At 66.7% G+C, this 26180-nt stretch carries 22 protein-coding genes and 2 tRNA genes; 14 read left to right on the top strand and 10 right to left on the bottom strand.

What is annotated here, in order from left to right; genetic code table 11:
- The first annotated feature begins 71 nt into the window (after positions 1 to 71).
- From SCH01S_RS07480 to fdhD, 6 genes are read left to right on the top strand one after another with little or no spacing between them, the layout of a single operon-like run.
- Complete coding sequence (locus SCH01S_RS07480) at positions 72 to 497, top strand: NAD(P)H-dependent oxidoreductase subunit E (protein ID WP_046348249.1); 426 nt, start codon at positions 72 to 74, stop codon at positions 495 to 497.
- Positions 494 to 1957 (top strand): NADH-ubiquinone oxidoreductase-F iron-sulfur binding region domain-containing protein, encoded by a 1464-nt coding sequence (locus SCH01S_RS07475; RefSeq protein WP_046348171.1) that lies wholly within the window; start codon positions 494 to 496, stop codon positions 1955 to 1957. The genes SCH01S_RS07480 and SCH01S_RS07475 overlap by 4 nt, the downstream gene beginning before the upstream one ends.
- Positions 1954 to 2487, top strand: a complete 534-nt coding sequence (gene mobA, locus SCH01S_RS07470) for a molybdenum cofactor guanylyltransferase (RefSeq protein WP_046348170.1) — start codon at positions 1954 to 1956, stop codon at positions 2485 to 2487. Before SCH01S_RS07475 ends, mobA begins: the two co-directional genes overlap by 4 nt.
- Positions 2477 to 5317: a formate dehydrogenase subunit alpha gene (fdhF, locus tag SCH01S_RS07465; RefSeq protein ID WP_046348169.1), complete on the top strand. Its 2841-nt coding sequence runs from the start codon at positions 2477 to 2479 to the stop codon at positions 5315 to 5317. Before mobA ends, fdhF begins: the two co-directional genes overlap by 11 nt.
- Complete coding sequence (locus tag SCH01S_RS07460; protein WP_046348168.1) at positions 5314 to 5550, top strand: formate dehydrogenase subunit delta; 237 nt, start codon at positions 5314 to 5316, stop codon at positions 5548 to 5550. The genes fdhF and SCH01S_RS07460 overlap by 4 nt, the downstream gene beginning before the upstream one ends.
- The gene (gene fdhD, locus SCH01S_RS07455; RefSeq protein WP_046348167.1) at positions 5547 to 6335 is read left to right on the top strand and encodes a formate dehydrogenase accessory sulfurtransferase FdhD; all 789 of its coding nucleotides are present in this window, start codon (positions 5547 to 5549) and stop codon (positions 6333 to 6335) included. The genes SCH01S_RS07460 and fdhD overlap by 4 nt, the downstream gene beginning before the upstream one ends.
- A gap of 23 nt (positions 6336 to 6358) precedes the next feature.
- On the opposite strand, the gene SCH01S_RS07450 is transcribed toward fdhD, so the two are convergent.
- Positions 6359 to 7930, bottom strand: coding sequence for an ABC-F family ATP-binding cassette domain-containing protein (locus SCH01S_RS07450; RefSeq protein WP_046348166.1), 1572 nt, complete (start codon positions 7928 to 7930; stop codon positions 6359 to 6361).
- Positions 7931 to 8229: 299 nt separating this feature from the next.
- On the opposite strand from SCH01S_RS07450, the gene SCH01S_RS07445 reads away from it, so the two are divergent.
- Positions 8230 to 8520, top strand: a complete 291-nt coding sequence (locus tag SCH01S_RS07445) for a PspC domain-containing protein (RefSeq protein WP_046348165.1) — start codon at positions 8230 to 8232, stop codon at positions 8518 to 8520.
- Between the two features lie 24 nt (positions 8521 to 8544).
- On the opposite strand, the gene SCH01S_RS07440 is transcribed toward SCH01S_RS07445, so the two are convergent.
- Both SCH01S_RS07440 and ygfZ read right to left on the bottom strand, forming a co-directional pair.
- Entirely contained in the window at positions 8545 to 9288 is a 744-nt protein-coding gene (locus SCH01S_RS07440) for a glutaminyl-peptide cyclotransferase (RefSeq protein ID WP_046348248.1), read from the bottom strand.
- A gap of 8 nt (positions 9289 to 9296) precedes the next feature.
- Positions 9297 to 10019 carry a CAF17-like 4Fe-4S cluster assembly/insertion protein YgfZ gene (ygfZ, locus tag SCH01S_RS07435; protein WP_046348164.1) on the bottom strand — a complete coding sequence of 241 codons (723 nt, stop codon included), beginning with the start codon at positions 10017 to 10019 and terminating at the stop codon, positions 9297 to 9299.
- Positions 10020 to 10042: 23 nt separating this feature from the next.
- On the opposite strand from ygfZ, the gene pyrC reads away from it, so the two are divergent.
- Complete coding sequence (pyrC, locus tag SCH01S_RS07430) at positions 10043 to 11125, top strand: dihydroorotase (RefSeq protein WP_046348163.1); 1083 nt, start codon at positions 10043 to 10045, stop codon at positions 11123 to 11125.
- A gap of 113 nt (positions 11126 to 11238) precedes the next feature.
- On the opposite strand, the gene SCH01S_RS07425 is transcribed toward pyrC, so the two are convergent.
- Positions 11239 to 12000: a DUF1134 domain-containing protein gene (locus SCH01S_RS07425; protein ID WP_046348247.1), complete on the bottom strand. Its 762-nt coding sequence runs from the start codon at positions 11998 to 12000 to the stop codon at positions 11239 to 11241.
- A 163-nt stretch (positions 12001 to 12163) separates the two neighbouring features.
- Between SCH01S_RS07425 and SCH01S_RS07420 the strand changes: the two genes are divergently transcribed.
- Positions 12164 to 12256, top strand: a tRNA-Ser gene (locus SCH01S_RS07420).
- Between the two features lie 120 nt (positions 12257 to 12376).
- Complete coding sequence (locus tag SCH01S_RS07415; RefSeq protein ID WP_157032848.1) at positions 12377 to 15565, top strand: VPS10 domain-containing protein; 3189 nt, start codon at positions 12377 to 12379, stop codon at positions 15563 to 15565.
- Positions 15566 to 15745: 180 nt separating this feature from the next.
- Here the strand turns inward: SCH01S_RS07415 and SCH01S_RS07410 are convergent, their stop codons facing one another.
- The 3 genes from SCH01S_RS07410 to acnA are packed head-to-tail and all read right to left on the bottom strand — an operon-like array spanning position 15746 to position 19108.
- Positions 15746 to 15994 carry a CBU_0592 family membrane protein gene (locus tag SCH01S_RS07410; protein WP_046348162.1) on the bottom strand — a complete coding sequence of 83 codons (249 nt, stop codon included), beginning with the start codon at positions 15992 to 15994 and terminating at the stop codon, positions 15746 to 15748.
- Position 15995: 1 nt separating this feature from the next.
- Complete coding sequence (locus SCH01S_RS07405) at positions 15996 to 16349, bottom strand: GFA family protein (RefSeq protein ID WP_046348161.1); 354 nt, start codon at positions 16347 to 16349, stop codon at positions 15996 to 15998.
- Positions 16346 to 19108: an aconitate hydratase AcnA gene (gene acnA, locus SCH01S_RS07400; RefSeq protein ID WP_046348160.1), complete on the bottom strand. Its 2763-nt coding sequence runs from the start codon at positions 19106 to 19108 to the stop codon at positions 16346 to 16348. The genes SCH01S_RS07405 and acnA overlap by 4 nt, the downstream gene beginning before the upstream one ends.
- A gap of 178 nt (positions 19109 to 19286) precedes the next feature.
- On the opposite strand from acnA, the gene SCH01S_RS07395 reads away from it, so the two are divergent.
- Together SCH01S_RS07395 and SCH01S_RS07390 are read left to right on the top strand one after the other, a co-directional pair.
- Positions 19287 to 22022, top strand: a complete 2736-nt coding sequence (locus SCH01S_RS07395; RefSeq protein WP_052733839.1) for a hybrid sensor histidine kinase/response regulator — start codon at positions 19287 to 19289, stop codon at positions 22020 to 22022.
- A 77-nt stretch (positions 22023 to 22099) separates the two neighbouring features.
- Positions 22100 to 22306, top strand: coding sequence for a hypothetical protein (locus tag SCH01S_RS07390; RefSeq protein WP_046348159.1), 207 nt, complete (start codon positions 22100 to 22102; stop codon positions 22304 to 22306).
- A 42-nt stretch (positions 22307 to 22348) separates the two neighbouring features.
- Here SCH01S_RS07390 and glpK read toward each other — a convergent pair whose 3' ends face one another.
- Positions 22349 to 23812: a glycerol kinase GlpK gene (gene glpK / locus SCH01S_RS07385; protein ID WP_046348158.1), complete on the bottom strand. Its 1464-nt coding sequence runs from the start codon at positions 23810 to 23812 to the stop codon at positions 22349 to 22351.
- A 172-nt stretch (positions 23813 to 23984) separates the two neighbouring features.
- Between glpK and SCH01S_RS07380 the strand changes: the two genes are divergently transcribed.
- Positions 23985 to 25175, top strand: a complete 1191-nt coding sequence (locus tag SCH01S_RS07380; protein ID WP_084689452.1) for an AI-2E family transporter — start codon at positions 23985 to 23987, stop codon at positions 25173 to 25175.
- A 50-nt stretch (positions 25176 to 25225) separates the two neighbouring features.
- Positions 25226 to 25302, top strand: a tRNA-Asp gene (locus tag SCH01S_RS07375).
- 26 nt (positions 25303 to 25328) lie between these two features.
- Here SCH01S_RS07375 and SCH01S_RS07370 read toward each other — a convergent pair.
- Positions 25329 to 25553 (bottom strand): DUF2842 domain-containing protein, encoded by a 225-nt coding sequence (locus tag SCH01S_RS07370; RefSeq protein ID WP_245612188.1) that lies wholly within the window; start codon positions 25551 to 25553, stop codon positions 25329 to 25331.
- Positions 25541 to 26110, bottom strand: a complete 570-nt coding sequence (locus SCH01S_RS07365; protein ID WP_046348157.1) for a 5-formyltetrahydrofolate cyclo-ligase — start codon at positions 26108 to 26110, stop codon at positions 25541 to 25543. Before SCH01S_RS07365 ends, SCH01S_RS07370 begins: the two co-directional genes overlap by 13 nt.
- Positions 26111 to 26180: the final 70 nt, after the last annotated feature.

Here is a 26180-nt window from a genome sequence, read left to right as displayed (position 1 = left end):
TAGCCGGTCTCGATGGACCAAACGGAGCCTTTCCGCCGGCCGAGCCAGTCACGCCTGAAATGGGGCGCCTGATGCTTGCATCTGCGCTCGAGGAGATTGTCGTCAGGCACGCTGCTCGGGAAGGGCCGCTCCTGCCCATCCTGCACGACGTGCAGCGCGAGCAAGGCTATATCGGCGAAGCCGATGTCCGGCGGATCGCCCAGGCGCTCAATCTCAGCCGCGCCGAAGTCTCCGGCGTGGTCTCATTTTATCACGATTTTCGCCGTGCGCCGGAGCCGCTTCCCGTCCTGAAGCTGTGCCGGGCTGAGGCTTGCCAGGCGCGAGGCGGCGAGGCGCTTGCGCGCCGGGCCGAGGAGCGGTCCTCGGGCCGGGTCAAGGTCGAGCCCGTCTATTGTCTGGGCCTGTGCTCGGTCGGGCCTTCGGCGATGGTTGGGGATACGGTTCACGCCCGACTCGACCCGGACGCGCTCGACGCTCTGATCGAGACCATCGCGTGAGGCTGTTCATTTCCGACGATGCCGCAGCTGTCGCATGCGGTGCCGATCGGGTCGCCGCTCGCGCCGAAGCGCTTGGACTCAAGGTGATACGCACGAGCAGTTGGGGCCTGCATTGGCTGGAGCCGCTGGTCGAGATCGAGTCGGCGGACGGCCGGACTGGCTATGGTCCGGTGGACCCGTCCGACCTGGAGGCGCTGCTCAGGGGCGAACTGGAGCACAAGCGGGTCGGCGCCATTGCCGAGCATCCGTTCATGGTCCGCCAGGATCGGTTGACCTTTGCGCGAGCCGGCAGGACACGGTCGCTGAGCCTCGACGACTATGCTGCGACCGGTGGCTGGGCGGGACTTGAGCGCGCGCGTGCGATCGGCCCCGCTGCGATCCTCGAAGATGTTACGGCTTCGGGCCTGCGCGGCCGTGGCGGTGCGGGATTTCCGTGCGGGATCAAGTGGACCACGGTCCGCCAGGCGACGGGCGCGCGCAAATACATCGTCTGCAACGCCGACGAGGGCGACAGTGGAACCTTCGCGGACCGGATGCTGATGGAAGGCGATCCGTTCTGCCTGATCGAGGGGATGGCGATCGCCGGCCTCGCGGTCGGGGCGGGCAGGGGCTACGTCTATATCCGTTCCGAATATCCGCATGCGATCGCCAAGATGGAGGCTGCCGCCCGCCTTGCCGCGCCGTTGATCGCGCCGTTCGAGATCGAGGTCCGCGTCGGCGCCGGCGCTTATGTCTGCGGCGAGGAGACCTCGCTGCTGAACTCGCTGGAGGGCAGGCGTGGCGAAGTGCGCGCCAAGCCTCCGCTTCCGGCAGTTGAGGGCCTCTTCGGCTGCCCGACGGCCGTCAACAACGTGCTGACGCTTGCGGCCGTGCCCTGGATCCTTGCCCACGGCGGCGAAGCCTATGCCGGTTTCGGGAGGGGCTGCTCGCGCGGAACCATGCCTATCCAGTTGGCCGGCAACGTAAAACATGCCGGGCTGTTTGAGGCTGCATTCGGCCTGACGCTTGGCGAACTGGTGTACGACATTGGTGGCGGCACCGCGTCAGGGCGGCCGGTCAAGGCGGTCCAGGTCGGCGGGCCGCTCGGCGCCTATTTCCCGCCCACGCTGTTCGATATTCCCTTCGACTATGAAGCCTTCGCCGCGCGTGACGGGCTCATCGGTCATGCCGGCATCGTGGTGTTCGACGATACCGCCGATATGGCCCAGCAGGCGCGGTTCGCCTTCAAATTCTGCGCCGCCGAAAGCTGCGGAAAATGCACGCCTTGCCGCCTGGGCGCGGTCCGCGGCCGCGAGACGATCGAGCGCGTGATCGCCGGAGAGGATCGTGCCGCCAATCTCGCCCTGGTCGAAGAGCTGTGCGAGACAATGAAATTCGGCTCGCTCTGCGCGTTGGGCGGTTTCACGCCCTATCCGGTGATGAGCGCAATCACTCACTTTCCGCAAGATTTTGAGAGGTGACGGTTTTGGGGGCGGTGCTGGCGGGCGGCCAATCGCGCCGGTTCGGCAGCGATAAGGCCGCGGCGTCGTTTCGCGGACAACCGCTGATCGCCCACACACTCGCCGCACTGTCGCGCCAATGCGATGCAGTCGTGGTTGTCGGGCGCGATCAGCCAGGCCAGGTGAGCGTTCCCGATTGGCCGCGTGCCGGCTGCGGACCGCTCGGTGGCTTTGCGGGCGCATTCCGCTATGCGGTGGCGCGCGGCTTCGATCTCGTGCTGACGGCCGGCGTCGACAGTGTCGACTTGCCCGACGATCTCCGCGCCCGGCTGACGCCCGCGCCTGCCTATGTCGCCAGCCAGCCGGTGCTCGGGCTCTGGCCAGTAGCAGGCGTCGGTGCGCTGCAAGAGATTCTGCTCGGCAGCGACTCTCATTCCGTGCGCGCCTTTGCCGATCGCATCGGCGCGCGGGCCGTGAAGCTTGCCGCCGAACCTGCTAATGTGAACACGCTCGACGATCTGACGCGATTGGAGCAACGGCATGGGCTATGAACCGCAGGCCGATTTCGGCACGCCCGCCTCGCGCGCAAGCGGTACGGTGACGCTGACGATCGACGGATATGATGTGACGGTTGCGGCCGGCACGACGGTTATGCGCGCCGCGGCCGAAGCCGGCCTCGCGATCCCGAAGCTCTGTGCGACCGACAGCCTGAAGCAGTTCGGGTCGTGTCGGCTCTGCTTGGTCGAAATCGACGGAGTGCGGGGCACGCCTGCTTCCTGCACTTTGCCGGTAGCCGAGGGCATGGCCGTCCGCACGCGGAGCGATCAGGTGGACCGGCTCCGCCGCAACGTGATGGAACTCTATCTCACCGATCACCCTGCGGACTGCACCGCCTGTGCTGAGGGCGATTGCGAGGTTGCCGCGATGGCCGCGACGGTCGGTCTGGAGGCAATTCGATACGCGCCGGGCGAGAATCATCTGTGCGAGGATATTGACCGCTCCAATCCCTATTTCGATTTCGACCCGGCCAAGTGCATCGTCTGCTCGCGCTGCGTGCGTGCCTGCGATGAAGTGCAGGGCACGTTCGCGCTGACGATCGACGGGCGCGGTTTCGCTTCGAAGGTCTCGGCGGGCCTGCCGAGCGACGATTTTCTCACCTCCGAATGCGTCTCCTGCGGTGCTTGCGTGCAGGCCTGTCCCACCGGGGCGCTGCAGGAGCGCACCGTGAAAGAGCTCGGCATGCCCGAGAGCGCGACGGTCACCACCTGTGGCTATTGCGGCGTCGGCTGCACCTTCCGAGCGGAAATGAAGGGCGAGCAGCTGATCCGGATGGTGCCCTGGAAGGATGGCAAGGCCAATCGCGGCCATAGCTGCGTCAAGGGTCGCTTCGCCTGGGGCTACGCCAATCACAAGGAGCGGATCCTGAACCCGATGGTCCGCGCCTCGATCGACGAGCCGTGGCGCGAGGTGAGCTGGGAAGAAGCATTGGCCCATGCGGCGTCCGAGCTGAAGCGGATTCAGGCGACGTACGGCCGGCTCTCGATCGGCGGCATCACCTCGTCACGTTGCACGAACGAAGAGACGTTCCTGGTCCAGAAGCTGGTTCGCGCAGGGTTCAGCAATAACAATGTCGATACGTGCGCGCGGGTCTGCCACTCCCCGACCGGATATGGTTTGAAGACGACCTTCGGCACCTCTGCAGGCACCCAGGATTTCGACTCTGTCGATCAGGCGGACGTGGTGATGGTCATCGGCGCCAATCCGACCGACGGGCATCCCGTATTCGCCAGCCGGTTGAAGCAGCGGCTGCGGCAGGGCGCAAAGCTGATCGTCGCCGATCCGCGCCGCATCGACCTGGTTCGCGCGCCTCACATCGAAGCCGCCTACCATCTGCCGCTCAGGCCCGGCACCAACGTCGCGGTGCTGACCGCGATGGCGCACGTGATCGTGACAGAAGGCCTCGCCGACGAAGCCTTCATCCGAGACCGCTGCGACTGGAACGAATATCGCGAATGGGCCGAGTTCGTCGGCGATCCGAGGCACAGCCCGGAAGCGCTTGCGCCAGTCACTCTGGTCGAGCCGGACGCGCTTCGGGGGGCGGCGCGGCTTTACGCCACCGGCGGCAATGCGGCGATCTATTACGGCCTGGGCGTTACCGAGCATAGCCAAGGCAGCTCGACCGTGATGGCGATCGCCAACCTTGCGATGGCGACCGGCAACATCGGCAAGCCCGGCGTCGGCGTGAATCCTCTCCGGGGCCAGAACAATGTCCAGGGCAGCTGCGACATGGGCAGCTTCCCGCACGAGCTGTCGGGCTATCGCCATATCTCCGACGCGTCGCTCCGCCGGATGTTCGAGGACGATTGGGGCGTGCCGCTCGATCCCGAACCGGGCCTGCGCATCAACAACATGCTCGACGCCGCCGTCGATGGCGTCTTCAAGGCGCTGTACATACAGGGCGAGGACATTCTTCAGTCAGACCCGAACACGAAGCATGTCGCGGCCGGGCTGGCGGCGATGGAATGCGTGATCGTCCACGACCTGTTCCTGAACGAGACCGCGAACTACGCGCACATCTTCCTGCCCGGTTCGACGTTCCTCGAGAAGAATGGGACCTTCACCAATGCCGAGCGGCGGATCCAGCCGGTTCGCCGCGTGATGACACCGCTGAACGGTTTCGAGGATTGGGAAGTCACGCAAGAGCTCGCCAACGCGCTCGGCCTCGGCTGGTCTTACACTCACCCGTCGCAGATCATGGACGAGATCGCCCGGCTGACGCCGACGTTCGCCGGCGTGTCGTTCGCGAAGCTCGACGAACTCGGCTCGGTCCAATGGCCCTGCAACGATGCAATGCCGGAGGGAACGCCGGTGATGCACATCAACGGCTTCGTTCGGGGCAAGGGCAGGTTCGTCGTCACCGATTATATTCCGACCGACGAGAAGACCGGTCCGCGTTTCCCGCTGCTGCTGACCACCGGCCGCATTCTCAGCCAGTACAATGTGGGCGCACAGACGCGTCGGACGGCGAACACGGTCTGGCATCCGGAGGACCTGCTCGAGATCCATCCGCACGACGCCGAAGAGCGGGGCCTGAGAGAAGGCGACTGGGCGCGTCTCGCCAGTCGTGCGGGGGAGACGACGCTGCGCGTCACGGTGACGGACCGGGTTGCGCCGGGCGTTGTCTACACGACCTTCCACCACCCCGCGACGCAGGCGAATGTCGTCACCACCGAATATTCGGATTGGGCCACCAGCTGCCCCGAATACAAGGTGACGGCCGTCCAGGTCTCGCCATCCAACGGCCCCAGCGACTGGCAGGAAAGCTATGAGGCGCTGACGGAACAGTCGCGCCGGATCGCAGGTGTCGAGGCGGCCGAGTGAGCTACACGCTCGATCGTCTGGTCTACACGGTGAACCAGATCGCCCGGAACCTGGCTCGCGAGCATGACCCGGAAGCCGCGGTTGCCGATCATGTCGCGAAGTTCTGGGATCCGCGGATGCGGACTCTGATGTTCGATCACCTGGCGGCGGGCGGTAAGGGGCTCGACCCGCTTGCTAAAGCGGCGCTGCGACGCCTCGCCAGTGCCCGCATAGGCGGGCTGGACGCCGGATGAGGGAATCAACGCCGTCGCGCTTCACCGAGGTTCGCGCCGATGGCGGCACACTACCGATCGAGCGTGAGATCGCGGCCGAGTGCCCCTGCGCGATCGAGGTGAACGGCCTCGGCTACGCGGTGATGATGCTCACGCCCGCTTATCTCGATGATTTCGCTTACGGCTTCTGCCTTTCGGAACGCCTGATCGACGCCGCTGTCGACGTCGAAGCAGTCGATCGCCATGCAACAGAACATGGCGTCGTCGTCCGCGTTACCACCCGCGCGGCTCTGCGCGAGCGCGTGCTGGATCGGGTGCGCCATCGCGTTTCCGACAGCTCCTGCGGGATTTGTGGGATCGAGAATCTGGAGCAGGCGCTCAGGCCATTGCCCAAGCTGGTTTCGAGCGCTCCTCCACTTGCAGCCACGGCCGTCTTTGCGGCTCTGGCACGGATGCGGGATCACCAGCCGCTCAATCGCGCGACCGGCGCCGTCCATGCCGCGCTCGCCTGCGATGCGGACGGCAGCGTCCTCCTCGCGCGCGAGGATGTCGGGCGCCACAACGCGTTCGACAAGCTGATCGGTGCCATGGCAAGCGCCGGCGAGAGTTGGGACGGCCGCTTTGCGCTGCTTTCTTCCCGCTGCTCCTACGAGCTGGTCGAAAAGGCCGCGCTCGCCGGCTGTCCGGTCCTCGTCACAGTATCCGCTGCGACCAGCCTGGCGATCGAACGCGCGCGCGAGTCCGGCATCCGGCTGATTTCACTTGCGCGCCCGGACTCCTTCCTGGAGCTCTCGACGAGCGCCTGAGAGAACGGACGCCAGAGCCCTGTTTATGGCAATGCGATCGCGCGCTGAGCCGCGATCGCCGACAGGAACGCCGGGTCATGGCTGACGACCAGTAGCGCGCCGTCATAGGTCTGGAGTGCCTGCTCCAATGCTTCGATGCTGGTGAGATCGAGGTGATTGGTCGGCTCGTCCAGCAGCAGCATCTGCGGCGGCGCGGCTGAGGACATCACGCAGGCGAGGCCGGCGCGCAGCCGCTCGCCGCCGCTCAAAGTGCCGGCGAGCCGGGAAGCATCGCGATTGCGGAACCCAAAGCGCGCCAGCGCCGCATGGGCCTGATTGGCGGTCAGTTCGCGCTGCTGGCGGCGCAGATTGTCGAGCAGCGAAAGATTGTCCGCGAGCAGTCCGACGTGCTGATCGAGAAGTGCGCAGGCGACGCCGCGCTGGACGGTCCCGCCACTTGGATCCAGCTCGCCGGTGACGAGCTTCAGCAGGCTGGATTTGCCCGAGCCGTTCGCACCCGCGATCGCGATCCGTTCCGGACCGCGCACCGTGAAGGTGAGCGGACCGAAAAGCCGCCGCCCGCCGCGGTCGAGCACGACATCGTCGAACGCCAACACGGTGCGGTTGGCCGCGAGTCCGGTCTCCGGAAGGCTCATTGTGAGTGGCGTGACGCGCTCGACGCTCGCACGGGCCTCATCAAGTGCATCCTGCGCCTCCTCGATCAGCCGAGCCGAGAGGCGCTCACCTTTCCCGGCGGTGGCTTCGGCCCGCCGCTTGGAGAGGCCCAGGGCGATGCGCGGCGCGCTGCCGCTCGCTGCATAGGCGCGTCCGCCCGAATCCCGCCGGGCCTGACGTTCGCGCACGGCCTGTGCCTCTCGCGCGGCGCTGCGTGCCGCTGCTTCGCTCCGCTCCAGCGCCTGGGCGGCACGCTCGCGCTCCGCTTCTCGGGCGTCGGCGAAGGCGGACCAGCCGCCGCCGAACTGGCTAACGCCCACCGGTGAGAGGGCGACGATACGATCGACACGCTCCAGCAATTCGCGGTCATGGCTCGCGATCAGCGCGCCGCCGCGCCAGCCTTCGATCAACCGCGCAACCGCATCGCGGCCCTCGCCGTCGAGATTATTCGTCGGCTCGTCCAGCAGGATCAGGTCCGGCGCTTCGATCATCAGCCGCGCCAGCCCGAGCCGCATCCGCTCCCCGCCGCTGAAGCTCGCGATCGGCCGCGCGAGATCGACCGTGCCCAATCCGATCGCGGCAAGAGCGGTTTCGATTCGGCCGGGCAGCGTCCAGTCGGCAAACTCGAAATCGACCTCCGTGCCTGCGCCGCCCTCGATCCGCGCCAGCCGTGCAAGCGCCGGCGCGACGCCCAGCAGGTCGGCCGCGGTCGATCCGCCAACCTCCTGCCAAAGCGCACCGATGCTGCCGCCGAGTGTGATGGTCCCGGCGATCGGCTGGATCTCGCCTGCGACCGCGCGAAGCAATGTCGATTTGCCGGAGCCGTTGCGGCCGACCAGCCCGACCCGCTCGCGGCCGATCGCGAGCGTCAGGTCGGAAAAGAGCTGCCGGCCGTCAGGGGCGGCGAGTGAAACCCGGTCGAGAGTGAGAAGCGCGGACATGGTGAACCTGGACGAGAGCAAGGGAACGGGATCTGCGGTTCCGGTCCTGGTTCATCTCGTCCTCGCGCTTGAAGTGATGGTGCGATGTAGCGGCGGGCCGGCGCGGAGGCAAGCGAGGACCGGACATTGGCGGATTTTGCCAACCTTTGGCGGCCTGTTCCTGCGCCGCCGCTCCCCTTCAAGCTCCGTTAAGCTCCGATCCCATAGAAACCAGTCACTTACTGATTTTGGCACAGCGCCTGCAAAGCGGTTCGCGACACAGCGGGGCGCTAAGCTCCGCTTCGCCAAGGAGCCATTCGATGCAAGCGTCCCGTTTCTCGTTCATCACCCGCGAAGACACGCTGCTCGGCGTTTGCGCCGCGCTGGGCGAGGATTTCGGCTTCAACCCGACCTGGCTGCGGATTGTGTTCGCTTCGTTGCTGCTGTGGAATCCTACGGTGGTGCTGAGCACCTATTTCGGGCTGTTCGCGCTGGTCGTCGCCTCGCGCCTCGCGTTCCCGAACCCCCGCCGTGCAGAGCAGCCCCAGACGGAGGCCGCGGCGCCCGCGCACGATAACGATACTGCGATCGAGCTGCCGCTCGCCGCCTGATCTACCCCCCGCACCGTTCGGCCTTCAGCGCCGGACGGTGCGGATCTCGAACAGATAGGGCCAGTTCTTCCCCGTCACGAACAGCCGGTCGCCTTTGGCATCGTAAGCGATGCCGTTCGGCACGTCGTCGCTGCCCCGGCGCGGCACCTTGGCGACCAGCGGCGCCAGGTCGATCCAGGCTTTCACGCGGCCGCTGGCGGGATCGATCCGTGCGATCCGGTCGGTCTGCCAGATGTTGGCGAGCACATCGCCTTTCACCCATTCGAGTTCGTTCAGCCGTGTCACCCGGCTGCCGCCCGCGGTAACGGTGACACGGCGCAGTTCCTTCAACGTGTTCGGATCAAGGAAGCGCAGCTGCGGCGTGCCGTCGCTCATCACGATCTCGCGGCCGTTTCGGGTCAATGCCCAGCCTTCGCCGGGGTAGCGCCATTCGCCGGTGCGCTTGAGTGTCGCCCGATCCCAGATGAAGCCGAGCCCGTTCTGCCAGGTGAGGCTGATCAGCTTCGTGCCCCAGTTGACGATGCCTTCGCCGAAATACTGCGGCGGGATCACGGCCTGGCGGACGACTTTTCCATCATCCAGCCGGACCTCGCGGATCGACGAGCGGCCCTCCAGCCCGGTGCTCTCGTAGAGCTTGCCGTCGAGATAAAGCAGCCCTTCGGTGAAGGCCGAAGGGTCGTGCGGGAACGTGCGGACGATCTCGACACGCTCGACCGGTACCCGGGCCGGCTGCGAGGCGCCGACGAGCAGCAGCGGCAGGACGGACATCAAGGCTTTCACGCGACGGCCTCGGCAAGCCACGCCGGGACGATCGGCTTGCCCCAGGCGAGCGGCCGGCCGATCTCCTCGACGCGCATCCGCGCGACCGCGAGCCCGAGTTCCGGATACCAGGCGTGCGCCGCCTCGCCGGGATCGCTGTCCGTCTCCACCACCACCAGCCTCCGGTTCACTTTCTGCCGCCAGTTCATCCGCGCGGTATTTTCCTGGCCGACATAGCAGCCCTTGTCGAAACTGACGCCGTTCAGCTCCGCCGCGTTGCACTCGAGCCAGAGCGTTGCATTGTCGCCCAGCTCCGCGCGTCCTTCCGCGACGCCGAGCCGCAGCCGATGCGCGCGCCAGCCGGTCGCAGGCGCGTCGGCGGGCGCGAGCCAGCGCGCGCCCAACTCCGGCAGGCGCGGGTCGCGCGCGCCGTCGCCGTCCGGACGCCAGTGCACGGCAAGCTTGTCGTCGGGCGCGATCGTGATTGCCCGGCGCAGGCGGTACATCGTCAGCCGCTTCGCCAGTGCGTCCGCCGCCTCGGCCTCGCAATCGAGCAGCAGATCGTCGCCATCGGCCCAGACGATGAAATCGAACAGCGCCTTGCCTTGCGGGCTCAGCAACCCAGCCCAGACGGGAAGGGCGCCTGCCACGTCGTTGGTGACCAGGCCTTGCAGGAAGCCGCGCACGTCCTCTCCGGACAGGCGGAGCAGCGCGCGATCGGTAAGGGTGGTCCCGCTCATTGGGCTCAGTTAAGGGCTCCGCCATGGAATCCCAAGCGACAACGCGTCTGACGATCCGCCGCCCCGACGATTGGCACGTGCATCTGCGCGACGGCGACATGCTGAAGGCGGTTGCGCCTTATACGGCGCGCCAGTTCGCCCGCGCGATCGTGATGCCGAACCTGGTGCCGCCGGTGACCAGCGTCATCGCGGCCGAAGCCTATCGGGATCGCATCCTCGCCGCGGTGCCGGAAGAGAGCGGCTTCACCCCGCTGATGACCTGCTATCTGACCGACGGCGCCGATCCGGCCGAGATCGCGCGCGGGCACGAAGCGGGCGTGTTCACCGCGGCCAAGCTTTACCCCGCAAACGCCACGACCAACTCCGCGTTCGGCGTCACTGACGTGCGCAACATCTACCCGGCGCTCGAGGCGATGCAGCGGATCGGCATGCCGCTGCTGGTGCATGGCGAAGTGACGGACAAGGACGTCGATGTCTTCGACCGCGAGGCGGTGTTCATCGATCGCGTGCTCTCGGAGCTAGTCCGCGACTTCCCGGAGCTGAAGATCGTGTTCGAGCACATCACCACTGCCGAAGCCGCCGCGTTCGTGGCAGAGAGCGGGCCGCTGATCGGCGCCACGATCACACCGCAACACCTGATTATCAACCGAAATGCGATCTTCGACGGCGGCATTCGTCCGCACGCCTATTGCTTGCCCGTCGCGAAGCGGGAAGCGCACCGGCTCGCCGTCCGCCGCGCCGCCGTTTCAGGCTCGCCCAAATTCTTTCTCGGCACCGACAGTGCCCCGCACGCCCTTGCCGCGAAGGAAGCCGCCTGCGGCTGCGCCGGGATCTTCAATGCCCCGTTCGCACTGGAGAGCTATGCAACGGTCTTTGAGGATGAAGGCGCGCTCGACCACTTCGAAGCCTTCGCCAGCGAGAACGGCCCGCGCTTCTACGGCCTGCCGCTGAACGAGGGCACGGTCACGCTGGAACGGGCCGAGGTCGAGGTCCCGGACGCAATCACCGCCGCCGGAACGACGCTGGTGCCGTTCCATGCAGGGCAGGTGATGCGGTGGCGGGTTCAAACTCCTCCCCGGAACGGGGAGGGGGACCGCGCCGCCTAGCGGCGTGGTGGAGGGGGCGCGACGCGGCGGAGCCGCGTCGTCGGTCGGGCGTGATCGCCCGCCGGCCGGCCTTGCGCGAGTCCAGGCGGACGTAGCCGCCAGCCGCGCTGCAGCTAGAACGGCAGCCAGCGGTGCTTTTCGGTGAACTTCATGTACCCGACATTCGCGCCCAGCCTCAGCCCGGCGCCGACACGGATCGGGATCAGCACGATGTCGCCGGATCGCATATAGCTGGCGGTCAAGCCCCCGACGAAATAGGCGTTGCCCTCGCCGGCCGGGAAACGCTGGTACAGCTCATGCGCGTCGTTCAGATTGTAGACGAGAACGAACGTGCTGCCGGCATTGGCGCCCGCGTCGAAGCCGATCGAGGGGCCGGTCCAATAGACGGGCAGCTTGCCTTCGATCTTGTGATACAGCGTGCCGGAGCCATAGCGCAGACCGACGACGAAGGCGCCGCTCGCCTCGCGCCCGGCGATATAGCCGGTCGGCTCGCCCTGGTCCTTCAGGATTTTCTCGATCAGCTCGGCCAGACCCTTCGCGCCCTTGCCGAACACGCCCTCGGCCGCGGCGATCAGGTCGTCCTTCTTGTAGGTCTGCGGCGCACCCGGCACCGGAGCCGTCAAGCCAGCCGTTTCCGCCGGCGGAGCCTGGGTCGGTGCGCTCGGCGGTGCAGTCGGGGTCGGCGTCGCGGGCGGCGCGGTGTCGCCATAGTAGACCGGATCGGAGGGCGCGGGGGCCGCCCGCGCGGGGGTGGCCGGCGCCGGACCGAGATCGGCGTCGATCACCGCATTCGGGTCGACTGCCTGGATCTGCGCAACAGTCGGGGCAGCCAGCACCGCCAGGCCAAGCACCGTGCCGTGCCAAATCCACCTCATCTTTTCGCTCCCCACGCTCTATGCCTCTGGAAGAATAGCCGGAATCCGCCTTTCGCCACAATGAATGCGCGGCAGGGCGAATCGAAATCGCGCTGGATTGAATCGTTCGGCCCCCCGTTGATCGGCCGCAAAGCCCCTGCTATCGCCGCGCTTCGCCGCATCCGGAGACGTGGGTGAGTGGCTGAAACCAGCGGTTTGCTAAACCGCCGTAGGGGGATTACTCCTACCGAGGGTTCGAATCCCTCCGTCTCCGCCATGGCTGTTCGTTGGGCAACTTGCGGCGTTCCCTCATTTTTTCCTGTTATTCCCGCAAGCGATCTGCTGTGCGCTTTGGGCACATGATCCGATTCAAATCGGACAGCCTCGGGGAGACAGCATGATCGGGAAGCGCCACTTCGTCCTTTTTGCCACTTGCGCGCTGATTGCGCCTCCGCTGCAGGCGAAGACGGCCCCGTCGCAATATGACGCGGCGCAATGGTCGGGGCTGCATTTCCGGCAGGTTGGTCCGTGGCGCGGCGGGCGCGTGACGACGGTGACCGGCGTGCCCTCCCAGCCGAACACTTTCTACATGGGCACGGTCGGCGGCGGCGTGTGGAAGACCACCGACGCGGGGCAAAGCTGGACCAACACCAGCGACGGACAGATTCCCGTCGGCTCGATGGGCGCGGTCGCCGTCGCCGAGTCCGACCCGAACATCGTCTATGCGGGCACCGGCTCGTCCAAGATCCGCAGCAACGTCTCGATCGGGCGCGGCATCTACAAGTCGGTCGATGCGGGCAAGACCTGGACCTTCGCGGGCTTGCGCGACGTCGGCCAGATCGCGACCGTGCGCATCAATCCCACCAACCCGAACGAGGTGTTCGTCGCCGCCGTCGGCAACCCCTTCACGGATTCCAAGGAGCGCGGCGTCTATCGCACGCGGGACGGCGGCAAGACCTGGACGAAGGTGCTTTACCTGAGCGAGCGGCTCGGCGCCGCCGACCTGGAGATGCAGCCGGGCAACCCGAACATCCTCTACGCAACGATGTGGCGCGGGCAACGCAAGCCTTGGACGATCATTTCGGGCAGCGAAGACGGCGGCATCTACAAGTCGACCGACGGCGGCGACCATTGGACGAAGCTCGGCGGCGGATTGCCAACCGGGCTGTTCGGCCGCGCGAACGTCGGCGTTTCGCCGGCCGCACCCGATCGGCTTTATGCCCTGATCGAGGCGAAGCCCGGCGCTGGCCTCTACCGATCCGATGACGCCGGCGCGACCTGGCGGCTGGTGAACGGCGATGAGAAGCTGACCACGCGGCCTTTTTATTACGATACCTTGGGCGTCGATCCGGCCAATCCGGACATCGTCTATGTGGGTGACGAGGATTGGTTCAAATCGGTGGACGGCGGCAAGACGTTCAAGACGGAGCGGACGCCGCACGGCGACAATCACGACGTCTGGATCAATCCCAAGAACCCGCGGATCATGATCCAGTCGAACGACGGCGGCGCAAACGTGTCGCTCGACGGCGGCGAGACGTGGAGCAGCCAGGCAAACCAGCCGACGGCAGAGATCTACCAGGTCGCGGTCGACGACCAATTCCCGTATCGGCTCTATGGCGCTCAGCAGGACAATACGACGGTGATCGTCCCGTCGCTGCCGCTCGGCAACGGCCAGTATTTCCGTGAGGGGCCGGGCTGTGAAACCGGGCCGATCATTCCCAAGCTGAAGGACCCGCAGACCGTCTGGGGCGGATGCAAGGGACAATTCTCGCGCCTCGACCTCGGCACCAACAACAACGAGCAGCGCTATTGGGTCGGGAGCCAATCGCTCTACGGCAACGAACCGACGAACCTGATCTATCGCTTCCAGCGCGTCGCGCCGATGGAGATTTCGCCGACCGATCCGAATACCGTCTATTACGGTTCGCAATATCTGCACCGCTCGCGCGATGGCGGCGTGTCCTGGGAACGGATCAGCCCCGACCTGACCGCCAAGCCTGAGGGCACCCAATATGGCTCCGGCGAGCCGATCACCCGCGATGCGACCGGCGAGGAAGTTTATTCGACGCTCTACGCGATCCGCGAATCCGCGGTGAAGCCGGGCGTCATCTGGACGGGCTCCAATGACGGCCTGGTCTATGTGACCGAGGATGACGGCAAGACGTGGCGCAACGTCACGCCCAAGGGCCTGCCGCCGGGCGGCCGCGTCCAGAATATCGAGCCGGGCGTGCGCGACGCGGGCACGGCCTACGTGGCGATCTATCGCTATCTGCTCGGCGATTTCGCGCCGTACATCTACCGCACCGACGATTTCGGGAAAAGCTGGACGCGGCTGACCGACGGCCGCAACGGCATCGCACCGGACGAGCCGACCCGCGTGGTGCGCGAGGACCCGGTCCGGCCCGGATTGCTCTACGCCGGCACCGAATTCGGCATGTACGCGTCTTTCGATCGGGGCGCGCATTGGCAGCCGCTGCAGTTGAATCTGCCAGCCACCCCCGTCACCGACATCCGCCTTGCGCATGGCGACCTGGTGCTGTCGACGCAGGGCCGCGGCTTCTGGATTCTCGACAATTTGAGTGCACTGCGCCAGCTCCCGCCGGCCGGCGAAGCGAGCCGCACGAGCCGACTCTACCGGCCCGCCGTGGCGGTGCGAATCCCGTCGAGCGGCGATGACGGCCCGGCACCTTGGGCCGGCCCCGAATTCCCGCTGATCGGCGCGCAGATCGACTATTATGTTTCAGCCGATCTGGCCGGTGCACCCCTGACGCTGACGATCCTGGATGCCCAGGGTCATGCGATCCGCAGCTTTACGAGCGGCGCGGCGGGCGACACGTCCCGCGGCGGCGACACCGATGAGCTTGGGCGCTTTCATGTGAGCTACCCGACCTCGCTCGATGCCACGCCCGGCATGCACCGCTTCACCTGGGACCTGCGCTACTCCGGCGCGCCGGTCGCGCCGACGCCCACCGCCGAAGCCAAGCCCTCTGCCAGTCCGACACCGGGCGAGACGGCGCCGCCCAAGCCTGCCGCGCGGCCGCATTATCCGGCCGGCCCGGTCGCGGCGCCCGGTGACTACACGGTGGTCCTCAGCGCCGGCACGTTCACGCAGCGCCAGCCGCTTCACATCATGGAAGACCCGCGCGTGACCGCGTCCGGAGTCACCGATGCCGATCTGGCAGCGCAGCTCGATCACAATCTGCGCGTGCTGAAGCTGGTCCACGACACCAATTTCGCGGTCGCGCGGGTCAAGGCTGCGCAGAAGGAGCTGAAGGAGCGTCCCGATCCGGCCAAGGCAAAGGCGCTGGAGACGGTGGCCGACAAGCTGATCACGCCGCTCATCCGCTACAGCCAGCCGGGGCTGCAGACGCATGTCGGTTATCTGTACAGCGAGACCAATTTCACCGACCAGAAAGTCGGCCGCGACGCGATCGAGCGCTACGAGGTGCTGCGGCGCGACATCGATGCTGTGGTCGCGGAACTGAACGCGGTGCTCGGCCCGCCGACGGATGCGGACATAGCACGTTACTACAGCGGCGGCGCGCCCGAACCCGCGCGCAACGAGGATGACGACGAGAGCTAGGCTGTGTCGATCTTCGGCGGTCCTCCCCTTCGAGGGGAGGTGGCAGCCCGAAGGGCTGACGGAGGGGTGTCAACCTTCGAGAATAAATTTCCGGCGCCGACACCCCTCCACCACTCGCCTTCGGCGAGCGGTCCCCCTCCCCTCGAAGGGGAGGATTTGACGCTCATCTGCGACCTCAATCTAAGCGCGCGACATCCGGATCAGCGCGAACAGGGCGATGCCGGCCCAGACGACGTTCAGCGCCGCGGACGGCACCGCGCCGTGCCAGCCGCTGTTGATCGCGAAGGCGATTGCGCCGAGCAGGTTCGCGCCTTGATAGGCGACGGACCTGGCCGGCAGCCGCCCTGCGCTGAGCAGCAAATAGGCGAGCAGGATCAGCGCCGCGCCGGTCCAGCCGATGATCTCGATCGAAAGGCTGAGCGCCGTCATCCTACCAGCTGCGGCCGTCAACCAGGCGAACCTCGATGCCGTCGAGCACGCCCGGCTCGAAAAGCTGTGCGTTCACGCCCGCGCGCGGCGGGTCATAGGGGCGGATCAGCCGCCAATGCGTGACGCATCCGCAATGCGCGCATCGAAACGTGCGGAGAAAGGCCTCGGCCAGGTCCGACCGTACGAAGCTGTCCAGCCCGGTTTCATCGACGATCAGCTCGTCAGGCGCGTAATAGACCCAGGTCGTCCCGAGCTTGGTGCACAGGCTGCAATTGCAGTCGTTGATATAGTCCGGACGCCTGGGGACGGTGACCGTCACCGCCCCGCAGGCGCACGAGGCCGTGAGGCCGCTCAAGCAGCCGCGAGCTTTCGCAGCACGTACTGCAGGATGCCGCCGTTCAGGAAATAATCCAGCTCATTGACGGTATCGATCCGGCAGCGGGTGGTGAAGGTTTCGGTGCTGCCGTCCTTGCGGGTGAGCGTCACCTCGACGTCCTGCCTCGGACGCAGGGCGGCGACATTATGGATCGTGAAGGTCTCGTCGCCCTGAAGCTTCAGCGTGGTGCGGTCCACCCCTTCCGCGAACTGCAGCGGCAGCACGCCCATGCCGACCAGGTTCGAGCGGTGGATGCGCTCGAAGCTTTCGGCGATCACGGCGCGAACGCCCAGCAGGGTGGTGCCCTTCGCCGCCCAGTCGCGCGACGATCCGGTGCCGTATTCCTTGCCGGCGATGACGATCAGCGGCGTGCCGTCAGCCTTGTGACGCATCGCCGCGTCGTAGATCGGCATCACCTCGCCATTATAATGGGTCATGCCGCCTTCGATGCCGGGCACCATTTCGTTCTTGATGCGGATATTGGCGAAGGTGCCGCGCATCATCACTTCGTGGTTGCCGCGGCGCGCGCCATAGCTGTTGAAGTCGGCGCGGCTGACCTGATGCTCCAGCAGATACTTGCCGGCCGGGCTGTCCGCCTTGATGGAACCGGCGGGAGAGATGTGGTCGGTGGTGATGCTGTCGCCGAGGATCGCCAGCGGCTTCGCGTCGACGATGTCGGCCACCGGCGCCGGCTCCATGCCCATGCCCTCGAAATAGGGCGGGTTGGCGACATAGGTGGATCCCGCGCGCCAGCTGTAGGTGTCGGAGCCCTCGACCTGGATCGAGCGCCACTTCACGTCGCCCTGGAACACGTCGGCATAGCGCGACTGGAACATGTCGCGCGTCACGTTCGCGTCCATCAGCGCGCGGACTTCGGCGTTGGACGGCCAGATATCCTTCAGGAACACATCCTCGCCGTCCGACCCCTTGCCGATCGGCGTGTTTATCATGTCCTGCGTGACGGTGCCCTTCAGCGCATAGGCGACCACCAGCGGCGGCGAGGCGAGGAAGTTGGCGCGCACGTCGGGTGACACGCGCCCTTCGAAATTGCGATTGCCGGACAGCACCGATGCCGCGACCAGGTCGTTGTCGTTGATCGCCTTGCTGATCGGAGCGGCGAGGGGCCCCGAATTGCCGATGCAGGTCGTGCAGCCGTAACCGACCAGGTTGAAGCCGATCGCGTTCAAATCCTCGGTCAGGCCGGCCTTGTTCAGATAGTCGGTGACCACCTGGCTGCCCGGCGCGAGGCTGGTCTTGACCCAGGGCTTGCGGGTCAGCCCCTTTTCGCGGGCCTTGCGCGCGACCAGCCCGGCCGCGACCAGGACGGAGGGATTGGAGGTGTTCGTGCAGCTGGTGATCGCCGCGATCACCACGTCGCCATTGGCGATGCCATGTTCCTCACCCTCGACCGCGTGGCGGGGATGGCTGGTGACGTCGCTATAGGCGCCGGCGAGCGACTCGTTGAAAACCTCATCGACCTGTGACAGCGGCACCCGGTCCTGCGGGCGTTTCGGCCCCGCGAGCGACGGCTGCACCGACGACATGTCGAGCGAGAGCGTATCGGTGAACACCGGATCGGGCGTGTCGGCCGTCCGCCACATGCCCTGCGCCTTGGCGTAGGCCTCGGTGAGCGCGATCGTCTCCTCCGGCCGGCCGGTCAGGCGCATATAGTCGAGCGTTTGGCTGTCGACCGGGAAGAAGCCGCAGGTCGCGCCATATTCCGGCGCCATGTTGGCGATCGTCGCGCGATCGGCGAGCGACAGCGCATCGAGGCCGGGGCCGTAGAACTCGACGAAGCGGCCGACGACGCCCTTGGCGCGGAGCATCTGCGTGACGGTCAGCACCAGGTCGGTCGCGGTGATGCCTTCGGCGAGCTCGCCGGTCAGCTTGAACCCGACCACTTCGGGGATCAGCATCGAGACCGGCTGGCCCAGCATCGCCGCTTCGGCCTCGATGCCGCCCACGCCCCAGCCGAGCACGCCCAGGCCGTTGACCATCGTCGTGTGGCTGTCGGTGCCGACCAGAGTGTCGGGATAGGCAACTTCCACCGCATCGCGCCGGTCACGGTCGTCGCGACGGTCGAAGGCGACGAACTCATCCTCCTGGCGGCGGTCCGCATCGGACCGATCCGCGGCCGACGTCTGCGTCGACGACCAGACGGCGCGCGCGAGATATTCCAGATTGACCTGATGGCAGATGCCGGTGCCCGGCGGCACGACGCGGAAATTGTTGAGCGCCTTCGATCCCCATTTCAGGAACTCGTAGCGCTCCATGTTGCGCTCATATTCGAGGTCGACATTGGCCTCGAACGCCTTGGGGGTGCCGAATTCGTCGACCATGACCGAATGGTCGATGACCAGATCGACGGGCACGAGCGGGTTGATCTTCTGCGCATCGCCGCCAAGCTTGTTCATCGCGTCGCGCATTGCCGCCAGGTCGACGACGCAGGGCACGCCGGTGAAATCCTGCATCAGCACGCGCGCGGGGCGATACTGGATTTCGCGGTTGATCCGCTGCTCCTTCTGCCAGTCGGCCAGCGCGCGGATATCCTCGACCGTGACCGTCACGCCATCTTCGAAGCGCAGCAGATTTTCCAGCAGCACTTTCATCGAAAAGGGCAGGGCGGAGACGTCGCCGATCTTCGCCGCCGCCTTATCGATCGAATAATAGGCGTAGCTTTTGCCGCCCGCCTGAAGCGTGGAGCGAGTGCTGAGCGTGTCCTGGCCGACGGCGGTCATGGGATCCCCCTTGGTTGTTTGGCGGCGGCTCAAGCCACGCGAGCGGCCGCATGTGTCTCGGCGCGGCTCTAGCAAGCGCCGGGGCGGGCGAAAAGGGCGGGTTTGTTGGACTTGGGCAAGGCGGAAGGCTAGTCTGCGCTGAAAGCCGTGCGTTTCTAACGGGCAGGGGGTCTGCAGTATGGTGAACGGAGCGCCTCGCGCTTCCGATCTCGACCCGGAGGCCGAGCGGCTTTCCGCTCTGGTCAAGGCGATCGGCGAGTCGTCGCCCAACCTCATTTACGCCAAGGATCGCGAGCGGCGGATGCTCTACGCGAATCCTGCCACGGCCGATGCGATCGGATTGCCGCACGACCGGATCATCGGTCGTTCGGAAGCGGAGTGGGCCCGCGATCCGGAGGAAGCGCGCGCGATCGCTGAGGCCGACGAGCAGGTGATGGCGAGCGGTGGCCAGATGGTGGTGGACGAGGTCTTCACCTCCGCCGAAGGCATCCAGCGCGTCTATCGCACATCCAAGACGGCGCTTCGCGACGCGAGCGGCGCCGTTGTCGGCCTGGTCGGCGTCTCCACCGATGTCACGTCGATCCGTCGCTCCCAGGAGGCGGTCGAGCATAGCGAGGAGCGGCTGCGCTTCGGGCTCGAAGCAGCGCGGATGGCGGCCTGGGATTTCGACCTGGCGACCGGCGTCGGCCGCCGCTCCGCCAATTCGCTCGAGCTGTTCGGCCTCGCGCCCGAAGGCGTGGGGGATTTCTACCAACTCGTTCACCCGGACGACCTCGCGCGGTTGAAAACGATGCAGGCGGCGGCGGTTGCCGGCGACGTGCCTTACGAGATCGAATTCCGGCTCAATCACCCCGACGGCCGTCTTTTGTGGGTCGCCATACGCGGCAAGCTGAAGCGTGACGCGGACGGCGTGCCGGTGGCGGTGGCCGGCGTCCTGATGGACATCACCGCGCGAAAGGAGGCGGAGCTGGCCGCCGAGCGCGCCGCCGCCGAATATGAGACACTTGCCGAAAATGTGAGCCAGCTCGCCTGGATGGCCGATCCGGACGGTAACGTCTTCTGGTACAACCGTCGCTGGTACGCGTACACGGGACGCTCGCCGGATGCGCCTGCAGGGGAGGGGCAGGACAATGTCGTCCATCCCGATCATCGCGAACGCGTGATCGCCAACTGGGTCGGCTGCTTTGCGCGCGGCGAGTCGTGGGAAGATACGTTCCCGATTCGGGGCGCCGACGGCCGTTATCGATGGTTCCTGTCCCGCGCCGAACCGATCCGAGACCAAGACGGCGCCATCGTGCGCTGGTTCGGCACCAATACCGATGTGACGGAGCAGATCGAGACTGCGGAGGCGCTTGTCCGGTCCGAGGCGCAGTTCCGGACCATGGCCGAAGCGCTTCCAGGTCTGTTGTTCGTCTCCAGTCCGACCTCGGGCAATATCTTCGTCAGCGAGGGCTATCGGGTTTTCACCGGCTGCTCGACCGAGGAACTGCTCGGCCATCGCTGGGCGGAGGTGCTTCATCCCGACGATCGCGAACGCGCCCGCCAGATCTGGAGCGGCGCCTTGCGCGCTGGGACGATCTATGTGGCGGAATATCGGTTCCGGCGCAGCGACGGCGTTTATCGGTGGCACATCGTTCGCGGCCTGCCGGTGCGCGACGACCAGGGACGGATCACCAATTGGGTCGGCGTCTGCATCGATATCCACGACCGCCGCGCCGCCGAGGAGGAGCTGAAGCGCCGCGTCGACCAGGCAGTCGAGGAACGCGAGAAGGCGCTGTTCCAGCTCCACGAAGCGCAGAAGCTGGAGACGGTCGGCCAACTGACCGGCGGCGTCGCCCACGACTTCAACAACCTGTTGACGCCGATCGTCGGCAGCCTCGACCTGCTGCGCCGCAATGCGCAGGACGACCGCTCCGCCCGGCTGATCGACGGGGCGCTTGCGTCGGCAGAGCGGGCGCGAACGCTGATCCAGCGGCTGCTCGCTTTCGCCCGCCGCCAGACGCTGCAGCCTCGCGCGGTCGATCCGAATGCGCTGGTTCACGGCATGCGCGAGCTGATCGAGCGCTCGCTCGGTCCTCGCATCGAATTTGCGACCGATATCGCGTCCAATCTGCCGGCGGCGCTGGTCGATCCCAATCAGCTCGAGCTCGCGCTGCTCAACCTGTCGGTCAATGCACGCGATGCGATGCCGGCCGGCGGCCGGCTGGAGTGGCGGCTGTCCGAGGAAACGGTCGTCGGCAGCCGCGCCGACCTCAGGCCCGGCCGCTACATTCGCATCGCCGTCAGCGATACCGGCGCCGGCATGGACGCCGACACACTCGCACGCGCGGTCGAGCCCTTCTTCTCCACGAAGGCAGCCGGCAAGGGCACCGGGTTGGGGCTGTCGATGGTGCACGGCCTTGCCGGCCAGTCCGGCGGCGCGTTCCGGATCGAAAGCACGCCGGGCGAGGGCACGACCGCGGTCCTTTGGTTGCCGGTCGCTGCCGAGAAGGTTGCCGATCCGGTGCGCGAGCCAGACGCGCGGGCGGCATCGCGCCGCGCCCGCGTGCTGCTGGTGGACGATGAGGAGCAGGTGCGCTTCACGACGGCGGAAAGCCTGACGGAGCTCGGCTACGATGTCGTGCCGGCAGGATCGGGACAGGACGCGCTCGACGCCGTTGCCGCGGGGCTGGAGCCCGACCTGCTGGTGACGGACCAGCTGATGCCCGGCATGACCGGCGCCCAGCTGGCGATGGAACTGCGCCGCCGCATGCCCACGCTGCCGGTGTTGATGATCAGCGGCTACGCCCAGCTCCGTCCCGAGGAGATCGGGGATTTCGAGGTGCTGGTGAAGCCCTATCGCCATGCGGAGCTCGCGCTGCGGATCGCCGAATTGCTGTTCGAAGAGCCGGTGCTGCAGCGGGCGCTCAGCTAATCGACGCAAACACGATCTTCCATGCACCCTGAATCCGGATTGTGCGTTGTGAGGGCCGCACGAGGAGGATTTTGGGCATGGCCAAAGCACTTTCGCGGTTCACGATCGAGCGCGACGGCGACGAATATGTACTTCATATCGAGGATGAGGACGGAGACACGCTGGAGCTGACCGCGAGCTTCGAACAACTCGACCTGATCAGCGAATCGCTTGAAGAGCATCTCGCCTTCGACGCCGACGATCCCGATCTGCTCGGCGATGATGAGGAGGAAGAGGAGGAATAGTCTCGATCCTCGTCGGACGGGCGCCGGCTCTCAGGCTGGCATTCAGGCGTTCAACACCGATGCGACCGCCCGCGCCCAGCCGTCCAGCCGCGCCTGCCGTTTTCCCTGGGGCAGTTCCGGCCGGAAGACACGCGTTTCGCCCCTGAGCGCGGCCGCGCCCTGCAGCGATCCGAAGATCCCCGCGCCGACCCCCGCCAGCATCGCCGCGCCCATCGCGGTTGTCTCGACAAAGGTCGGCCGCTCGACCTCGATGCCGAGCACATCGGCGAGATCCTGGGCCAGCCAGTCGTTCGCCGCCATGCCGCCGTCGATGCGCAGCCGCGTCCAGTCGCATCCGTCCCCGGCGAAGGCTGTCTTCAGGTCGTGCGTCTGGTGCGCCTGGGCCTCCAGCGCAGCGCGGATGACGTGCGCGCGATTGGCGGAGAAGCTGAGGCCCGTGATTGCCGCGCGCGCGTCCGGCCGCCACCAGGGGGCGCCAAGGCCGGAGAGCGCCGGAACCAGATACACGCCGCCATTATCGGCGACCGATCGGGCGATGCCCTCGCTCTCGCCGGCGCTGGAAAGCAGGCCGAGATCGTCGCGCAGCCATTTGATCAAGCTTCCCGCCACGAAAACGCTGCCTTCGAGCGCATAATGGCGCTGGCCATGCAGCTGCCACGCGACCGTCGCGAGCAGCCGGTGGCGTGAGGCGGGAAGGGTGGTGCCGGTCGCAGTCAGCACGAACGCGCCAGTGCCATAAGTTGCCTTGGTGTCTCCCGGATCCAGACAGGCCTGGCCGACCGTGGCCGCCTGCTGGTCTCCCGCGAGCCCGCAGATCGGGATCGGCGCGCCGAATAGCCGGGTTTCGCCGAAGCGTCCGGCGCAGTCGACGATTTCGGGGAGGATCGCGCGGGGCACGCCGAACAGGGCGAGCAGCCCGTCGTCCCAGCCGCCGCTGCCGATCGCCATCAGCGCCGTGCGCGACGCGTTGGTCGCGTCGGTGAGGTGCAGGCCGCCGGTCAGCTTCCACACCAGCCAGGACTCGATCGTGCCGACCGCGAGCCGGTCTCCGGCTTCGCGCAGCTGCGGCCAGTGGGTCAGCGCCCACCCGATCTTCGACGCCGAGAAATACGGATCGAGGAGCAGCCCGGTCTTCGCCTGGACGGCGGGCTCATGGCCTTGTTCCTTGAGCTCCGCGCACAGCCCGGCGGTGCGGCGGTCCTGCCAGACGATCGCTGGGGCGAGCGGCTCGCCTGTGGCTTTGTCCCAGAAGACGATCGTCTCGCGCTGGTTGGTGATGCCGATCGCCGCGACCTGGCTCGCGCCGCCGGCGTGCTCGACCATCTCGCGCGCGCATTCGAACGTCCGTTCCCAGATCTCGGTCGCGTCATGCTCGACCAGCCCGGGCTGCGGGTAATGCTGGGTCAACTCCCGTTGCGCGCAACCCAGGCACTGCCCATCCAGCGCGAACAGCATCGCGCGGGTGGACGTCGTACCTTCGTCGATCACCAGGATGGTTTCGGCCAATTTTAATCCTCCCCCAGCTTGCTGGGGGAGGGGGACCGCGCATCGCGCGGTGGAGGGGCGTCGCGGCAGCGACGAACCCAAGCCTCCGCTTCGCTCCGGCCCCTCCACCAAGCTTTGCTTGGTCCCCCTCCCCTGCTAGCGCAGGGGAGGATTTTCTGCGCATAACGTCGCCATGCGCGTCGAACAATCCGAGCGGGTGGAACCGCGGCCGCGTCCGTCCTCGCTGGATCGCATCCGGCGCGCTGCCGAGCCGAGTCTTGAGCGTCAGCGGGTGCGGCTGCTCGCCGGGCTGACGCTGATGGCCGGGGTTGGCCTGCTGCTGGGCCTTCCGTTCGCCCTTCGCGCCGGTGCCGAGTTCCTGCTGCCGGTGACCGCGGCGATGGTGATCGCGATCGCGCTGGTGCCGCTGCTCGAATGGCTCGAACGTCGGCGCGTGCCGTCGGGCATTGCCGCGTTCCTGTGCCTGTTCATCTTTCTGGTGATCGCGAACGCGGCCCTGGCCTCGATCGTCGTGCCGGCGACCGAGTGGTTCCAGTCATTGCCGGAGCGGATTCCGCAGATTCAGGCGAATCTGGCGCCGGTGATCGACTTCTATTCGAACCTTCAGAAGTTCGTGGACGATACGGTCCAGATGCTTGCCAAGGGGCCGGTTGCCGCCGCCCAGGCCTCTGCGGTCCGGGCGCCGGCATCGATCATGGACTATGTCTCGTCCGCGCCGCACGCGGCGATCCAGCTCTTTTTCGGCATTCTCGTCGTCTATTTCTTCCTGTGCGGCTGGACCCGCCTTCGGGAGCGGACAATTACGTCGCGCGGCAGCTTCGGCGGTGCGCTCGCAACCGCTCGCGTGATCCAGGACGTGGTCGATTCGACCTCCGCCTACCTGGGCACGATCACGCTGATCAACGTGACATTGGGCTTGCTGGTCTCGGCCGCGCTGTGGCTGATCGGCATGCCCTCGCCCCTGATGTGGGGCGGCATCGTCGCGCTGCTCAATTACATCCCCTATATCGGCCCGATCCTCGCCGCGATCCTGCTGGCGCTGGGCGGACTCATGACCTTTTCGGACGTGTGGCTGGCGCTGACGCCCGCAGCCATCCAGATCGGTCTGCATATTGTGGAGGCGAATGCGGTCACGCCCACGATTCTCGGCAAGCGGCTGACGATCAACCCCCTCCTGATCCTGTTGTCGCTGAGCTTCTGGGGTTGGGTGTGGGGCACGCCGGGGGCGCTGCTCGCGGTGCCGCTGCTGATCATCATCCAGACGATCGCGGGTGCGGCCGGCAAGCCGGACATCGCCGGATTCCTGTTCGAGGAGGGGACGCTGGTCGCCCGTTCGCCCGATCCGGGCGATCCCGACGATTGAGCGTTGACACAGCCAAGGCGCTCCCCTAACCGGCGCGCCTCAACCGAAGCGCGGGTGTAGCTCAGTTGGTTAGAGCGCCGGCCTGTCACGCCGGAGGTCGCGGGTTCGAGCCCCGTCACTCGCGCCATTTCCGGTCCATAATAGGGACTGTCCCTATTTTCTTCGCCAGCGGCCGGTGACGATCCAGCGCATGATCGGCATCGCGGGGAAGATCCATGCGATCCCCGCGGCGATGTAGATCAGCAGCTGCAACGGGAACCAGAGCTGGGCGATCTGTGCGCTGAAGCTGGCGACGATCACCGCCCAGAGGGCGATCAGCGCCAGCACGGCGAAGATGCCGACGACGCTGCGGGCGGCCGGATCGGTCACTGAATCCACTCCCGCTCCGTCAGCACCGCATGCAGGGGCACGTCCCATGGATCGTCCGGCACCATGGCAACCTCCTGAACATGCCAGGCGATGCCGACCCGTATCGCATCCGGATAGCGGGCGAAGGCGCGGTCGTAATAGGCAGCGCCCTGGCCCAGCCGATGCAGCCGCCGATCGAATCCGAGCAAAGGCGCGAGGAACAGGTCCGGCGCGACCTCCGGCGCCGTTGCGATGTCCGGCTGTTCCAGTCCCCATTGCCCCGGAATCAGCGGATCGCCGGGCGCCCAGGCGAGAAAGCGCATCGGCACGCTCCGCCGCTCGACATAAGGCAGCGCAATCGTCTTGCCCGCTTTCGCGGCATGGGCGAGCAAGGCGCCGGGGTCGGCCTCGCTCCCCGCGGACCGGTAGCCTGCGACGCACTGCGCGCGATCGATCAGCTCCTTGAGCGGAGTCGGGGCTGCGTGAAAGGCGAACAGCCGCGCGGCCGAGTCGAGCCCGGCGACCATCGCATCGCGCCGCGCGCGCAGTTCCGTGCGCAGCTGCGCCTTGGTATCGGTCGAATCCATTCATCGCGCCTTAAGAGAGGGCTTTCCGCTAGGCCAGCCCGCGGAACCCGCGCAGGGCTTGCCAGCGTTC

Origin of the sequence: Sphingomonas changbaiensis NBRC 104936 (genome assembly GCF_000974765.1) — a bacterium.
Taxonomy (GTDB): Bacteria; Pseudomonadota; Alphaproteobacteria; order Sphingomonadales; family Sphingomonadaceae; genus Sphingomonas_B; species Sphingomonas_B changbaiensis.
This window is presented reverse-complemented; position numbering and strand designations above follow the sequence as displayed.

Bases quoted from the DNA above. Each gene is read 5' to 3' on its own strand.
- SCH01S_RS07380 (WP_084689452.1), top strand. From the start codon at position 23,985: ATGCGCGTCGAACAATCCGAGCGGGTGGAACCGCGGCCGCGTCCGTCC.
- pyrC (WP_046348163.1), top strand. From the start codon at position 10,043: ATGGAATCCCAAGCGACAACGCGTCTGACGATCCGCCGCCCCGACGAT.
- SCH01S_RS07415 (WP_157032848.1), top strand. From the start codon at position 12,377: ATGATCGGGAAGCGCCACTTCGTCCTTTTTGCCACTTGCGCGCTGATT.
- SCH01S_RS07395 (WP_052733839.1), top strand. From the start codon at position 19,287: ATGGTGAACGGAGCGCCTCGCGCTTCCGATCTCGACCCGGAGGCCGAG.
- SCH01S_RS07365 (WP_046348157.1), bottom strand. From the start codon at position 26,110: ATGGATTCGACCGATACCAAGGCGCAGCTGCGCACGGAACTGCGCGCG.
- fdhF (WP_046348169.1), top strand. From the start codon at position 2,477: ATGGGCTATGAACCGCAGGCCGATTTCGGCACGCCCGCCTCGCGCGCA.
- SCH01S_RS07390 (WP_046348159.1), top strand. From the start codon at position 22,100: ATGGCCAAAGCACTTTCGCGGTTCACGATCGAGCGCGACGGCGACGAA.
- SCH01S_RS07445 (WP_046348165.1), top strand. From the start codon at position 8,230: ATGCAAGCGTCCCGTTTCTCGTTCATCACCCGCGAAGACACGCTGCTC.
- SCH01S_RS07450 (WP_046348166.1), bottom strand. From the start codon at position 7,930: ATGTCCGCGCTTCTCACTCTCGACCGGGTTTCACTCGCCGCCCCTGAC.
- acnA (WP_046348160.1), bottom strand. From the start codon at position 19,108: ATGACCGCCGTCGGCCAGGACACGCTCAGCACTCGCTCCACGCTTCAG.
- SCH01S_RS07425 (WP_046348247.1), bottom strand. From the start codon at position 12,000: ATGAGGTGGATTTGGCACGGCACGGTGCTTGGCCTGGCGGTGCTGGCT.
- SCH01S_RS07410 (WP_046348162.1), bottom strand. From the start codon at position 15,994: ATGACGGCGCTCAGCCTTTCGATCGAGATCATCGGCTGGACCGGCGCG.
- SCH01S_RS07480 (WP_046348249.1), top strand. From the start codon at position 72: ATGCTTGCATCTGCGCTCGAGGAGATTGTCGTCAGGCACGCTGCTCGG.
- SCH01S_RS07440 (WP_046348248.1), bottom strand. From the start codon at position 9,288: ATGTCCGTCCTGCCGCTGCTGCTCGTCGGCGCCTCGCAGCCGGCCCGG.
- fdhD (WP_046348167.1), top strand. From the start codon at position 5,547: ATGAGGGAATCAACGCCGTCGCGCTTCACCGAGGTTCGCGCCGATGGC.
- ygfZ (WP_046348164.1), bottom strand. From the start codon at position 10,019: ATGAGCGGGACCACCCTTACCGATCGCGCGCTGCTCCGCCTGTCCGGA.